Genomic DNA, 14,542 nt, shown 5'->3' on the forward strand with positions numbered 1-14,542 from the left:
ATATCACCCTCAATCTGTTGCTTAATCATAGGCAACAGGACGCAGGAGTATACAAAATGAAAACCGCTTACATCGCCAAACAACGTCAAATTAGCTTCGTGAAATCTCACTTCTCTCGTCAACTGGAGGAGCGTCTGGATCTGATTGAAGTTCAGGCGCCGATCCTTAGCCGCGTAGGAGATGGCACGCAGGATAACTTGTCGGGCTGTGAAAAAGCGGTACAGGTAAAAGTGAAAGCGTTGCCGGATGCCCAGTTTGAAGTGGTGCATTCACTGGCAAAGTGGAAACGCCAGACGCTGGGACAACACGACTTCAGCGCGGGTGAAGGGCTGTACACGCACATGAAAGCCCTTCGCCCTGACGAAGACCGCCTCTCCCCGCTCCACTCCGTCTATGTCGACCAGTGGGACTGGGAACGCGTTATGGGCGACGGTGAGCGTCAATTCGCCACCCTGAAAAGCACGGTAGAGGCTATCTGGGAAGGCATTAAGGCAACCGAAGCCGCGGTAAGCAAAGAATTTGGTCTGGCGCCGTTCCTGCCGGAGCAGATCCACTTTGTTCACAGCCAGGAGTTGCTGGCCCGTTACCCGGATCTGGATGCGAAAGGGCGCGAACGCGCGATCGCGAAAGAGCTTGGCGCCGTTTTCCTGGTCGGTATCGGCGGGAAACTGAGTGACGGTAAACGCCACGACGTGCGTGCGCCGGATTATGATGACTGGAGCTCTGCTTCTGATCTGGGCCATGCTGGTCTGAACGGCGATATCCTGGTCTGGAACCCAGTACTGGAAGATGCGTTTGAGCTTTCCTCAATGGGGATCCGTGTCGACGCCGATGCGCTGAAACGCCAGCTTGCTCTGACCGGAGATGAAGATCGCCTGAGTCTGGAGTGGCACCAGGCGCTGCTGCGCGGCGAGATGCCGCAAACGATCGGCGGCGGTATTGGTCAGTCTCGCCTGACGATGCTGCTACTGCAACTGCCGCACATTGGTCAGGTTCAGTGCGGCGTGTGGCCTGCGCAGGTTCGTGAAAGCGTCGCTTCCCTGCTGTAATTCTCTAACGCCGCCAGCGTCGTAGCAGGCGGCTTCGCATCCCGGTATCAAAGCGCCAGATATGGTCGAAAATGCGCATGATGCCGGGTTTGCCATGTGCCGACATCGCCACCGCATGAAAGCGATGCTGGTGTACCCGCTGTAACTCCCCTACTTTATTCACAACATCGTCAGGTAAGCGCTGGGCGATAAAATCTGAAATGACTACCGCATCCGCATCAAACCACTCTCGCCCCTGCATCCGTTCAATAATGGCGCGAAAACAGCTGGCGATATCCGTGCCGCCGCGAAAGCGCTGGCTCAAAAAGCGGATGGCCTGCTCGATGCCTTCTGGGCCAGACAGTTCATAGCGCACGACCTCTGTGGAAAACAGCATGATGAAGCAGCGACGGTTATCCGCCAGCGCGACGCGCATCAGCGCCAGGCAAAAGGCTTTCGCGCACTGCTCGTTAAATCCGCCCATTGAGCCGGAGGTGTCCACGCAAACAATGAATGGCCCGCGCGGCTGTTCGTCAAAATCCTGATGAACGACCGGGCGCTCAGTCACTTTCTCACGCCACGCTTCGCCGTGCAGACGGTACGTGAGCAGCTGTTTTTCCACCAGCCGTCGGTAGAATTCATATTCCAGTTCGGTAATGCCGAGCGTTGCCAGCTCAGGCGGCAGCAGGCGCAGAATGTCGTCGCTTTGCTGAATTCCGTCAACCTGTTCTGGAACGGTCGCCGGTTCGCGCACCAGCGTACGAAACGTCTCCATCGGCGCATCTTTGCGCGGCACCGATTTGGCTTCCCGGGAGCGGCCTAACTGTTCCGCCAGGCGTTTCAGTTCGGGTTGTTCTGCCAGGAAGTCGCCATATTTTACGATCAGCTGATAATCGCCGCGTTTGAGTTGCCCTGCGCTCATGTCCCACAGGCGGCCGGCTGCATGGTCATTTTCCGCCAGGACCGGCTCCAGTTGCCCGCTGAGCGTCATACGTTCCTGCACTTCACTCAGCAACTGCTCGCGCTCCTCTTCCAGCAACTGGTGATTTAAGGCCGTGGTTTGCACGATCAGGCTTAAACGCCAGCGTTGCAGAAAAAGCGTGTGCAGCGCTGGCGTAAAAGTGGCGTTACTGTCCACCAGTTGCTGGGCTTGCCCGGCATAGGGCGAATGTAGCCGGTGCAGCAACGCTAATATCTGCGGCAATTGCACAATAAACTGCGTTGTTCCGAGAAGCTGGCTTTGTTGATAGCACATCACCTCTTCCGTGAGTTCCGGCGGCACGCGCGCGTCTTTAAGACGGCTGCGCAGCGCTTCGCGCCAGCGGGGAAGATCGTCGGAAATGGCTCTCTTTAATCGGGGGAATTTCTCGAAGAAGATAGCCAGCTGCGGGGAGGCCAGCAAAGTGAGGATAATCTCTTCGATAATCCCCTCTTCACTGACCGCCAGCATGACATTCAGCGTGTCCAGTGTCAGCATTGCTGCGCCTGGCGGATCTGCGCACCAACATCCTGTAGGCTTGCTTCAATACGACCTAACCAGTCGCTATGGATAAACAGACATTTTTGCTGTTCGCTGAACCGGCTGTGCTGCTGGTGCCATTCGCTGTCCAGCGCCTCAAGCTGCTGTTTGATTTCGCCGGGCATTCCCTCTTCTGAACTGCCCGGTAGCGCCAGACGGCTGCCCTGTAGGCTGACGTCGCGCACCACCAGATGCTGAGCGCTATCAACTTCCATATTCAGCGTCTGGGCAAAACCGATCCCGTTGAGTTTGCCGCGGATCTCTCCGCCTTTTGCCAGCCACTGCTCAAGGGCGCTGCGTTCAAAAGCGATATGAATGACTTCCATATCATGCAGTTTAAGCGGTTGTTGCAAAAGCAAGGTTAGCACTGGCGCGCTCGCCTCTGGCGGCAGATCGTAATGGGGACGGCGGCTGAACATTCCTCCCTGACGAACAACGGTAAAGGCTGTTTTATCGCTTTGCTGCTGTTGCAACTGAAGGCGACGTTGCACAATGCCGCCGAGGCGCGTCAGCATTGCCTGTTGCTGCCAGGCGTGCCCGGTCATCAATATTTCAAGCTGTTGCTGCATCAGATTCAGGCTTTGCGCGTCATACCACAGGCAATCTTTCAGCAGGATAAGATCGATTGGCGCAACGGCGTCGCGTCCGCTAAAGAATGCGCTGGCCTGTAACAGACGAATGGCTTTTTTCCAGCGACGGTCGGAGACATAGGGGGCGTCTGGCAGCGCATCAAGCTGCTGGCGCAGCGTGAAAATCAGTTCAAATACATGATCGGGCAGCGTAATGGCGGAAATATCCTTCTGCCACTGATAATACTCTTCATCAGTCACCTGTAATGAGGCTGGCACCGGGTTGTCGCTTTCGTCCTGCTGGCTTACCAGCATGGAGCGGAAATTCGCCTTATCCTGTACTTTATCCAGCCACAGACGAATGAGCATACGGTCGTATAACGCCTCCAGACTGCTGTCTGCTTCGGGAAGCTCGTTTGAGGCCGCCACCAGCAGGCGCATCGGAATTTTTTCTTCGTGCGCGCCGTTACGGAAATGGCGTTCGTTAATGGCGGTCAGCAGAGTGTTCAGGATTGCCGGACCCGCTTTCCAGATCTCATCCAGAAAGACGATTTCCGCTTCAGGAAGATAACCCGTGGTCAGACGCTCATAGCGACCTTCATCTTTTAGCGCCTGAATGGAGAGAGGACCAAAAACCTCCTCGGGCGTGGAGAAACGCGTCATCAGATACTCAAAGGCGCGGGCGTGCTGAAAGGCGAACTTCAGACGACGGGCTATCAGGCTTTTGGCAATGCCTGGCGGGCCAAGTAAAAAGACGCTCTCACCGCTCAACGCTGCCAGCAGGCAAAGGCGAATGGCGTGGCTACGTTCATAAAGTCCCTTTTCCAGGGCGCTGCTCAGACGGGAAATTCTTTCCGCTAATAAATGTGGGTGAGCCATAATAAGGTGGCGTCCTTCCGCCAGATGTATCATGTTAACAGCGAGTATAGACGTTTCGCCACGAAGCAATAATAGACTGAAGCATCGTTTCTTTTTCTTTGCGCCAGGTTAATCTGACGTCGATTAGGGGTACGATTTTGCGATTAATCGTGCATACTGTGCGCCTTTTTTGTGGGCCAAGGGACTACGCACACATTTCATATATATACACTAAATCATTCAAACTGCATCAAGGTGGCAAAGGAGTGGATCCCCGGGAGCCTTGTCGTTTGAAAGATGTCATGTATAAACGAAAGACGAGTCTATGAGCACTGATAATAAACAATCATTGTCTGCGATCACTCTCGCAGCGATTGGGGTTGTCTATGGTGATATTGGTACCAGCCCACTTTATACACTTCGTGAATGCTTGTCCGGTCAGTTTGGTTTTGGTGTTGAACGTGATGCCGTATTTGGCTTTCTGTCGCTGATTTTCTGGCTGCTGATCTTTGTTGTTTCTATCAAGTATCTGACTTTTGTCATGCGCGCAGATAACGCCGGTGAGGGCGGGATTCTGACCTTAATGTCGCTAGCCGGGCGTAATACGTCGGCGAGAATGACGTCCACGCTGGTCATTATGGGGTTAATTGGCGGTAGCTTCTTCTACGGCGAAGTGGTGATTACACCCGCGATCTCAGTCATGTCGGCCATTGAAGGTCTGGAAATTGTGGCGCCGGAACTGGATACCTGGGTTGTCCCGCTTTCTATTATTGTGCTTACTCTGCTGTTTATGATTCAGAAACACGGAACGGGGATGGTCGGTAAGCTGTTTGCGCCGATTATGCTGACGTGGTTTTTGATTCTGGCCGGACTCGGCCTGCGCAGTATCATCGCTAACCCGGATGTGCTTCATGCCCTCAATCCCATGTGGGCGGCGAAATTCTTCCTTGAGTACAAAACGGTGTCGTTTATTGCGCTGGGCGCCGTGGTGCTTTCGATTACCGGGGTTGAGGCGCTGTATGCGGATATGGGGCATTTCGGCAAGCTGCCGATTCGTCTGGCCTGGTTCTCGGTTGTTCTTCCTTCATTAACGTTAAACTACTTTGGTCAGGGCGCATTGCTGCTCAAACACCCGGAAGCGATTAAGAACCCGTTCTTCCTGTTGGCGCCGGAGTGGGCGCTGATCCCGCTGCTGATTCTTGCCGCGCTGGCGACGGTTATCGCCTCTCAGGCGGTGATTTCCGGCGTCTTCTCGCTGACGCGCCAGGCGGTGCGGCTGGGATATTTATCGCCCATGCGCATTATCCACACCTCCGAAATGGAGTCCGGGCAGATCTATATTCCGTTCGTGAACTGGATGCTCTATTTTGCGGTGGTTATTGTTATTGTCAGCTTTGAGCGTTCCAGCAACCTGGCGGCGGCATACGGTATTGCCGTTACCGGTACGATGGTGCTGACCTCGATTCTTTCTACCACCGTGGCGCGTAAAAACTGGCACTGGAATAAGTATTTTGTCGCGCTGATCCTGGTGGCGTTCCTGTGCGTTGATGTTCCGCTGTTCTCGGCAAACCTCGACAAGCTGCTGTCGGGCGGCTGGTTGCCGCTGACGCTGGGGATCGTGATGTTCATCATTATGACGACCTGGAAGAGCGAGCGTTTCCGTCTGCTGCGTCGTATGCATGAGCACGGTAACTCCCTGGAAGCCCTGATCGCCTCGCTGGAGAAATCGCCTCCGGTACGCGTCCCCGGTACGGCGGTGTATATGTCCCGCGCGCTGAACGTCATTCCGTTTGCGTTGCTGCATAACCTCAAGCACAACAAGGTGCTGCATGAACGCGTGATTCTGCTGACGCTACGCACGGAAGACGCGCCATACGTACACAATGTTCGCCGGGTGCAGATTGAGCAACTGTCGCCAACCTTCTGGCGCGTGGTGGCCAGCTACGGTTGGCGCGAAACGCCGAATGTGGAAGAAGTTTTCCACCGCTGCGGGCTGGAAGGGCTGAGCTGCCGGATGATGGAAACCTCTTTCTTTATGTCGCATGAATCGCTGATCCTCGGCAAACGTCCGTGGTATTTGCGTTTACGCGGCAAGCTCTATCTGCTGTTGCAGCGTAATGCGCTGCGTGCGCCGGATCAGTTTGAAATCCCGCCAAACCGGGTTATCGAACTGGGAACGCAGGTCGAGATTTAAGCCTTTTAAAATGCCGGGCGGCGTAGCGCCGCCGGGCAATTATCCCCCGCCGCATTTCACTTAGCGAAACGTTTCGACCCCGATCACAATTCCGTTACGTCATGATGGTTTTCTGCTCACTTCCGGGAGTAAACTTATTACCAGCGAAACGTTTCGCTAGTGGGGAAAGAAAATGAAGAAAGGCGCGGTACTTAATTCTGATATTTCATCGGTCATCTCCCGTCTGGGGCATACTGATACGCTGGTAGTGTGTGACGCAGGTTTACCTGTTCCATCCAGTACAACGCGTATCGATATGGCGTTAACCCAGGGCGTACCTTCTTTTATGCAGGTACTGGATGTCGTGACCCATGAAATGCAGGTTGAGGCGGCTATTCTCGCGACGGAAATCAAAGAACATAATCCGCAACTCCACGAAACGTTGCTCAGCCATATTGAGCAACTGCAACAACACCAGGGAAACACCATAGAAATTCGTTACACCACGCATGAACATTTTAAAAAACTAACCGCAGACAGTCAGGCGGTGATTCGCAGCGGGGAGTGCTCCCCGTATGCGAATATTATTCTCTGTGCCGGCGTCACGTTCTGAGGCCATCATGGACGCATTACTGCAACTCAAAGGGATCGATAAAGCGTTCCCGGGCGTGAAAGCGCTATCTGGCGCCGCGTTAAATGTCTATCCAGGCCGCGTAATGGCGCTGGTGGGCGAAAATGGCGCGGGCAAATCCACCATGATGAAAGTCCTGACCGGTATCTATACCCGTGATGCGGGATCGTTATTGTGGCTGGGTAAAGAAACGACCTTCAATGGCCCAAAATCCTCGCAGGAAGCCGGGATCGGCATCATTCACCAGGAACTGAACCTGATCCCGCAGCTCACGATTGCCGAGAATATCTTTCTGGGGCGTGAGTTTGTAAATCGCTTTGGCAAAATCGACTGGAAAAAGATGTATGCCGAAGCGGATGTTCTGCTTGCCAGACTCAATCTGCGCTTCAAAAGCGACAGGCTGGTGGGCGAACTCTCTATCGGCGATCAGCAGATGGTCGAAATCGCCAAGGTACTGAGCTTCGAATCCCGAGTCATCATTATGGATGAACCCACGGATGCGCTCACTGATACCGAAACGGAATCGCTGTTCCGCGTCATCCGCGAGTTGAAATCGCAGGGACGCGGCATTGTCTATATCTCCCACCGCATGAAAGAGATCTTCGAAATTTGCGATGACGTGACGGTTTTCCGCGACGGGCAGTTTATTGCCGAGCGTGAAGTGGCATCGCTGACCGAAGATTCGCTGATTGAAATGATGGTCGGACGTAAGCTTGAAGATCAGTACCCGCGTCTGGATAAAGCGCCAGGCGAGGTACGCCTGAAAGTCGATAACCTGTGCGGTCCCGGGGTTAATAATGTCTCCTTTACTCTGCGCAAAGGGGAAATTCTGGGGATCTCCGGTTTGATGGGCGCCGGGCGTACGGAACTGATGAAAGTGCTGTACGGCGCGCTGCCGCGCACCAGCGGTTACGTCACGCTCGACGGGCATGAAGTGATTACCCGTTCACCGCAGGATGGCCTGGCTAACGGTATTGTTTATATCTCTGAAGACCGTAAACGCGACGGCTTAGTGCTCGGCATGTCGGTAAAAGAGAATATGTCGCTCACCGCGCTGCGTTATTTCAGCCGCGCTGGCGGCAACCTGAAACATAAAGATGAACAGCAGGCGGTGAGTGACTTTATCCGTCTGTTCAATGTGAAAACGCCGTCGATGGAGCAGGCTATCGGGTTGCTCTCTGGCGGCAATCAGCAGAAAGTCGCCATTGCGCGTGGACTGATGACCCGCCCCAAAGTGCTGATCCTCGATGAGCCAACCCGCGGTGTGGACGTTGGCGCGAAAAAAGAAATTTATCAGCTTATCAACCAGTTTAAGGCCGATGGTCTGAGCATCATTCTGGTCTCATCTGAGATGCCAGAAGTATTGGGTATGAGCGATCGCATTATCGTCATGCATGAAGGGCATCTCGGCGGTGAATTCACTCGCGAGCAGGCCACCCAGGAAGTGTTAATGGCTGCCGCTGTGGGCAAGCTTAATCGCGTGAATCAGGAGTAAAAAAGATGACTATCCAGGCTGTTTCTGGTCGCCGTTATTTCACTAAAGCGTGGCTGATGGAGCAGAAATCGCTCATCGCTCTGCTGGTGCTGATCGCGATTGTTTCTACCATGAGTCCCAACTTTTTTACCGTTAATAACCTGTTTAACATTCTCCAGCAAACGTCCGTCAACGCCATCATGGCCGTTGGGATGACGCTGGTTATCCTGACGTCAGGCATCGATCTGTCCGTTGGTTCCCTGCTGGCGCTTACCGGCGCGGTTGCCGCTTCAATTGTAGGGATTGAAGTGAATGCGCTGGTGGCCGTTGCGGCGGCGCTGGCGTTAGGCGCCGCCATTGGCGCGGTGACCGGCGTGATCGTGGCAAAAGGTCGCGTGCAGGCGTTTATCGCCACGCTGGTGATGATGCTTCTGCTGCGCGGCGTCACGATGGTGTACACCAACGGAAGCCCGGTGAATACCGGCTTTACGGATAACGCCGATCTCTTCGGCTGGTTCGGGATTGGCCGCCCGCTGGGCGTTCCGACGCCGGTCTGGATTATGGGCATCGTCTTCCTGGCTGCGTGGTACATGCTGCATCATACTCGCCTGGGTCGCTATATCTATGCGCTGGGCGGCAACGAAGCGGCAACGCGTCTGTCGGGTATCAGCGTCAGTAAAGTCAAAATCATCGTCTATTCGCTTTGTGGTCTGCTGGCCTCGCTGGCGGGCATCATCGAAGTGGCTCGTCTTTCCTCCGCGCAGCCAACGGCGGGTACGGGTTATGAGCTGGATGCCATCGCAGCGGTTGTGTTAGGCGGCACCAGCCTGGCGGGCGGTAAAGGGCGCATTGTTGGGACATTGATCGGCGCATTGATTCTCGGTTTCCTTAATAATGGTTTGAATTTGTTAGGTGTTTCCTCCTATTACCAGATGATCGTCAAAGCGGTGGTGATTTTGCTGGCGGTACTGGTAGACAACAAAAAGCAGTAACAACGACTACAGGACATCTTAAATATGAACATGAAAAAACTGGCTACCCTGGTTTCTGCTGTTGCGCTGAGCGCCACCGTGAGCGCGAATGCGATGGCGAAAGACACCATTGCTCTGGTGATCTCCACGCTCAACAACCCGTTCTTTGTCACCCTGAAAGAGGGGGCGCAGAAAGAAGCGGATAAACTGGGCTATAACCTGGTCGTGCTGGACTCCCAGAACAACCCGGCGAAAGAGCTGGCTAACGTTCAGGATTTAACCGTTCGCGGCACTAAAATTCTGCTGATCAACCCAACCGATTCCGACGCGGTAGGCAACGCGGTTAAGATGGCTAACCAGGCGAAGATTCCGGTTATCACCCTTGATCGCCAGGCAACCAAAGGCGACGTTGTCAGCCACATTGCTTCCGATAACGTGCTGGGCGGCAAAATCGCCGGTGATTACATCGCGAAGAAAGCAGGTGAAGGCGCGAAAGTGATTGAACTGCAAGGCATCGCCGGAACATCCGCAGCGCGTGAGCGTGGCGAAGGCTTCCAGCAGGCCGTTGCAGCACACAAATTTAATGTACTGGCCAGCCAGCCTGCTGACTTTGACCGCACCAAAGGTCTGAACGTCATGCAGAACCTGCTGACTGCGCATCCTGATGTGCAGGCGGTATTCGCACAGAACGACGAAATGGCGCTGGGTGCGCTGCGCGCTCTGCAAACCGCAGGTAAATCTGATGTGATGGTGGTTGGATTTGATGGTACGCCGGATGGCGAGAAGGCGGTAAATGATGGCAAACTGGCTGCGACTATCGCTCAGTTGCCGGATCAGATTGGCGCTAAAGGCGTTGAAACCGCTGATAAAGTACTGAAAGGCGAGAAAGTTCAGGCCAAATATCCGGTTGACCTGAAACTTGTCATCAAGCAGTAATAACGGCTCAGGCCGTTCGCGGTCTGATGGCGACATAAATACGCCATCCTCAGAGAGTTGTTTGAAGATGAAAGCGTAAAAAGAAAAGCAGGGCACGCGCCACCCTAACCCGGTGGCGCACTTTACTGGACATCCCGAACATGAAAACCGCAGGCAACCTTGTCGTCCTTGGCAGTATTAATGCCGATCACATCCTCAACCTCGAATCTTTTCCTGCGCCAGGCGAAACCGTAACGGGCACCCAATATCAGGTGGCATTCGGCGGTAAAGGCGCGAATCAGGCGGTGGCCGCAGGGCGCAGCGGCGCAAATATCGCGTTTATTGCCTGTACTGGCGATGACGATATTGGCGAGAGCGTGCGTAAACAGTTAGCCAGCGATAACATTGATATTGTTCCGGTCAGCGTGATTAACGGGGAATCTACCGGAGTCGCACTGATTTTTGTTAATGGCGAAGGGGAAAATGTCATCGGCATTCATGCTGGCGCCAATGCCGCATTGTCGCCTGCGCTGGTGGAAGCGCAACGCGAGCGTATCGCCGGGGCTTCTGCGCTATTGATGCAGCTCGAGTCGCCGATTGAAAGTGTGCTGGCGGCGGCAAAAATTGCGCATCAGAACAACACTACCGTTGCGCTTAACCCGGCTCCGGCGCGTGAACTGTCTGATGAGCTGCTGGCGCTGGTGGACATCATTACGCCAAATGAAACCGAAGCGGAAAAGCTCACGGGAATTCGCGTCGAAAGTGATGAAGATGCCGCTAAAGCAGCGCAGGTGCTGCATGATAAAGGCATTCATACCGTACTGATTACGTTAGGCAGCCGAGGCGTGTGGGCCAGCGTGAAGGGCGAAGGCCGTCGTGTGCCGGGGTTTAAAGTGAACGCCGTTGATACGATAGCCGCCGGGGATACTTTTAATGGTGCGTTAGTTACCGCCTTACTGGAAGAGACGCCGCTGCCGGAGGCCATTCGCTTTGCCCATGCCGCTGCTGCGATTGCGGTGACACGTAAAGGTGCGCAACCTTCTGTTCCGTGGCGTGAAGAGATAGAGGCGTTTTTAGGTCAGCAGAGGTAACGTTTGGCTACAATGAAGGATGTTGCCCGTCTGGCGGGCGTTTCCACTTCAACTGTTTCGCACGTTATTAATAAAGATCGCTTTGTCAGTGAAGCTATCACCGGGAAAGTGGAAGCGGCGATTAAAGAGTTAAACTACGCGCCTTCAGCGTTGGCGCGTAGCCTGAAATTAAATCAGACCCGCACAATCGGCATGCTGATCACCGCCAGTACCAATCCTTTTTATTCAGAACTGGTGCGCGGCGTTGAACGTAGCTGCTTTGAGCGGGGCTACAGCCTGGTATTGTGTAATACCGAAGGCGATGAGCAGCGAATGAACCGCAATCTGGAAACGCTGATGCAAAAGCGGGTCGATGGCTTATTGCTGCTCTGTACGGAGACGCATCAACCCTCCCGGGAGATCATGCAGCGTTATCCCTCTATTCCTACTGTGATGATGGACTGGTCACCCTTTGATGACGAAGGGGATTGCGATCTGATCCAGGACAACTCCCTTCTGGGCGGCGATTTAGCGACGCAATACCTGATTGATAAAGGTTTTACCCGAATAGCCTGCATTACCGGCCCACTAGACAAAACGCCCGCGCGTTTGCGGCTGGAAGGGTATCGGGAAGCCATGAAACGCGCGGGGCTGGAAATTCCTGAAGGGTATGAGATCACAGGAGATTTCGAGTTTGGCGGCGGATTTGAAACCATGCAAATGCTGCTGTCCCATAAACAACGCCCACAGGCGGTATTTGCCGGCAATGATGCAATGGCCGTCGGTGCGTATCAGGCGCTTTATCAGGTAGGGTTGCGCATCCCGCAGGATATGGCGGTGATTGGCTATGATGATATTGAACTGGCGCGCTACATGACGCCGCCGCTGACGACGATTCATCAACCGAAAGATGAACTGGGTGAGTTGGCCATCGACGTGTTGATTCACCGTATGGCACAACCCACGCTACAACAGCAGCGTCTGCAACTTACTCCTGTTCTGATGGCGCGGGGGTCGGTTTAGGTTTGTGCCGTTCTTTGATCAGATTGCGGCCATCTTTGGCTTTCAGCAACATGAACATCAGCGCGGATACCACCGTAATAGCGCCCATCGTAATAAAGGTATAGTGGAACTGTTCAACCGTATTGGTTCCCTCAATCCCTTCATAGAGACGCAATACGGCAGCGCTGATCGCTACCCCTAAACTGATGGAAAGCTGCTGCGTGACGGCCAGCAGACTGTTGCCGCTGCTGGCGTTATCATCGGTCAGGTCCGCAAGGGTGATGGTGTTCATGGCGGTAAACTGCGTGGACATCGCCATACCCAGAACAAACAGCGGCAGAATCAACATCCATACCGGCATGGCGGGGGATTGCAAAGAGAACTGCGCAATCATCAGGCCAATAAATACCGTAATGCCGACCAGCGTCGTCTTGTACCCCAGTTTGCGCAGCACCTGAGTGACCGCTGATTTCGCCAGAATAGAACCCAGCGCCGTCGGGGCCATCATGCAGCCGGCTATCAGCGCCGGGTATCCAAATCCTACCTGTATCATCAGCGGCATCAGGAAGGGAACGCATCCCGTTCCCAGACGCGTGGCGAGGTTTCCTGCTATCCCAACGGAGAACGTGCGCGTTCTGAACAGCGAAAGTGAAATCAACGGCGTTGGGTGTCGACGCGCATGGTGAATATAGGCCAGCAGCAGCACGATACTGCTCAGAATAATGGTTAATGCTATCCAGGTTGCGACGATCTTCTCGCCGAAAAGCTCCATTCCGCTGGAGAACAGCACCAGACTCAAACCAAAGAGGAAGAAGCCGGTCATGTCGAAACGGCGTCGCGGCGTGGTGAAGTTTGGCATGTACTTACGGGCATACAGGATACCGACAATGCCAATGGGAATATTAATCAGGAAGATCCAGTGCCAGCTTGCCCATGTCACCAGTATGCCCCCCAATACCGGGCCGAGGATAGGGCCGACCAGGCCTGGCATCGTCACGAAATTCAGAACCGGAAGCAGTTCACTTCGGGGGTAAGCGCGTAATAATGCCAGACGGGCGACCGGCATCATCATTGCGCCGCCGATCCCCTGCACCACGCGGAAAACAACCAATTCAGCTAATGAGCCAGAAAGCGCGCATGCCAGCGAGCCGAGCGTAAACAGACTGACGGCAATAATAAAGACGCGACGGGTGCCAAAGCGATCGGCCAGCCATCCGCTTACCGGAATCAGCATCGCGACCGTCAGGGTATAACTGATAATAGCGGACTGCATGGCAAGAGGAGAACGGTTGAGGCTGTGCGCGATAGCGGGTAGAGCGGTATTAAGAATGGTGGCATCCAGCGCCTGCATAAAAAAAGCCATAGCCGCTATCCACGGCAACCCGGCCATACTGCGCGCTTTTTTCTCTGACATTCGGTATCCCGTTACTTGTCCGGTTGTTCGTTCGGCGCTATCAACAATGCCTGGCACGCTTTAAAGGCGCGATCGCCATCACTGTCGGCTATGGCATCTACAATAGCCTGGTGTAAATCCAGCTTCACCACATCGTTATAGGTAATAGAGGTGAAGTAGGTGTGATAGACCGAATGGAACAGCGAGGCAAAAGAGATTAAGAACGGATTCGCGCTCATTTCATAAATATGCTCATGCCACGCCATATCGACTTCAATCCAGCGTTCGCGTCTGAAGTTCTTCTTCAACGCCACCATCTCTTCCATTAAGGTATTCAGATGCGCTTTCTGTTCCGCTGATCCGATCGTTGCCGCCAATGAACATGCCTGCGGTTCGAGACTGATACGCATCACCAGAAAATGATTAATAACCTGATGGAAGTTTTCTTCTGTCATCCACCAGGTGAGCAGTTCCTGATCGAGGAAGTTCCAGTTTGCCTGCGGCATAACCCGCGTACCAATACGAGGACGGGGCAACACCATGCCTTTTGCTGTTAGCGTCTTCACTGCCTCACGTACCGCCGTGCGACTCACGCCAAATTGCTCGCCCAGTTCGATTTCTCCGGGAAGAATGGTGCCGGGCGCGTATTCACCCTTTAAGATTCGCTGCGCCAGCTTCTCAGCCAGAACGTAGGAAAGATTTTTCTGTGCAGCTAACTGTTGTGCGCTTAAAGGCATAAATGTTTGTCCTTTCTCTTTTCTTATTCATTAGTATGCCATCAGGAAGTGTGATTAAGGTTGTAAAAACGGCAAATTGCTTATTTTATGGCATGTTAATAGTGGTTTTGCTTAAAAAGAAAGCAGTCGGAAAATAATTTTAAATTTCCCCTTGTCAGGCCGGAATAACTCCCTATAATGCGCCTCCACTGACACGGAACAA

General features: G+C 53.9%; 12 protein-coding genes. 8 read left to right on the top strand and 4 right to left on the bottom strand.

Annotated features, from left to right (window positions below; all coding sequences use genetic code 11):
• The first annotated feature begins 56 nt into the window (after positions 1–56).
• Entirely contained in the window at positions 57–1,049 is a 993-nt protein-coding gene (gene asnA / locus OGX80_RS07595; RefSeq protein WP_115182293.1) for an aspartate--ammonia ligase, read from the top strand.
• Between the two features lie 4 nt (positions 1,050–1,053).
• On the opposite strand, the gene viaA is transcribed toward asnA, so the two are convergent.
• Positions 1,054–2,505 carry an ATPase RavA stimulator ViaA gene (gene viaA / locus OGX80_RS07600; protein ID WP_012131102.1) on the bottom strand — a complete coding sequence of 484 codons (1,452 nt, stop codon included), beginning with the start codon at positions 2,503–2,505 and terminating at the stop codon, positions 1,054–1,056.
• The gene (gene ravA, locus OGX80_RS07605) at positions 2,499–3,995 is read right to left on the bottom strand and encodes an ATPase RavA (RefSeq protein ID WP_024130087.1); all 1,497 of its coding nucleotides are present in this window, start codon (positions 3,993–3,995) and stop codon (positions 2,499–2,501) included. The genes viaA and ravA overlap by 7 nt, the downstream gene beginning before the upstream one ends.
• A gap of 304 nt (positions 3,996–4,299) precedes the next feature.
• Between ravA and kup the strand changes: the two genes are divergently transcribed.
• The 7 genes from kup (at position 4,300) to rbsR (ending at position 12,231) form a co-directional block, all read left to right on the top strand.
• Positions 4,300–6,168 carry a low affinity potassium transporter Kup gene (gene kup, locus OGX80_RS07610; RefSeq protein ID WP_012131104.1) on the top strand — a complete coding sequence of 623 codons (1,869 nt, stop codon included), beginning with the start codon at positions 4,300–4,302 and terminating at the stop codon, positions 6,166–6,168.
• Positions 6,169–6,340: 172 nt separating this feature from the next.
• Complete coding sequence (gene rbsD / locus OGX80_RS07615) at positions 6,341–6,760, top strand: D-ribose pyranase (protein WP_047460068.1); 420 nt, start codon at positions 6,341–6,343, stop codon at positions 6,758–6,760.
• A gap of 7 nt (positions 6,761–6,767) precedes the next feature.
• Positions 6,768–8,273 carry a ribose ABC transporter ATP-binding protein RbsA gene (gene rbsA / locus OGX80_RS07620; RefSeq protein ID WP_012131106.1) on the top strand — a complete coding sequence of 502 codons (1,506 nt, stop codon included), beginning with the start codon at positions 6,768–6,770 and terminating at the stop codon, positions 8,271–8,273.
• A 5-nt stretch (positions 8,274–8,278) separates the two neighbouring features.
• Complete coding sequence (gene rbsC, locus OGX80_RS07625) at positions 8,279–9,244, top strand: ribose ABC transporter permease (RefSeq protein ID WP_012131107.1); 966 nt, start codon at positions 8,279–8,281, stop codon at positions 9,242–9,244.
• Positions 9,245–9,268: 24 nt separating this feature from the next.
• A complete protein-coding gene (rbsB, locus tag OGX80_RS07630; protein WP_012131108.1) occupies positions 9,269–10,159 on the top strand; it encodes a ribose ABC transporter substrate-binding protein RbsB in 891 nt (296 codons plus the stop codon).
• A 140-nt stretch (positions 10,160–10,299) separates the two neighbouring features.
• Positions 10,300–11,229 carry a ribokinase gene (rbsK, locus tag OGX80_RS07635; RefSeq protein ID WP_012131109.1) on the top strand — a complete coding sequence of 310 codons (930 nt, stop codon included), beginning with the start codon at positions 10,300–10,302 and terminating at the stop codon, positions 11,227–11,229.
• A 3-nt stretch (positions 11,230–11,232) separates the two neighbouring features.
• Positions 11,233–12,231: a ribose operon transcriptional repressor RbsR gene (gene rbsR / locus OGX80_RS07640; protein WP_080975464.1), complete on the top strand. Its 999-nt coding sequence runs from the start codon at positions 11,233–11,235 to the stop codon at positions 12,229–12,231.
• Here rbsR and mdtD read toward each other — a convergent pair.
• Together mdtD and OGX80_RS07650 are read right to left on the bottom strand one after the other, a co-directional pair.
• Positions 12,197–13,624: a multidrug transporter subunit MdtD gene (gene mdtD / locus OGX80_RS07645; RefSeq protein WP_049010855.1), complete on the bottom strand. Its 1,428-nt coding sequence runs from the start codon at positions 13,622–13,624 to the stop codon at positions 12,197–12,199. The two genes, rbsR and mdtD, sit on opposite strands and share 35 nt — an antisense overlap.
• Positions 13,625–13,635: 11 nt before the next feature.
• Positions 13,636–14,340, bottom strand: a complete 705-nt coding sequence (locus OGX80_RS07650) for a FadR/GntR family transcriptional regulator (RefSeq protein ID WP_012131112.1) — start codon at positions 14,338–14,340, stop codon at positions 13,636–13,638.
• Positions 14,341–14,542 lie beyond the last annotated feature (202 nt).

The organism is Citrobacter sp. CK194 (assembly GCF_030333395.1).
GTDB classification, from domain to species: Bacteria; Pseudomonadota; Gammaproteobacteria; order Enterobacterales; family Enterobacteriaceae; genus Citrobacter_B; species Citrobacter_B koseri.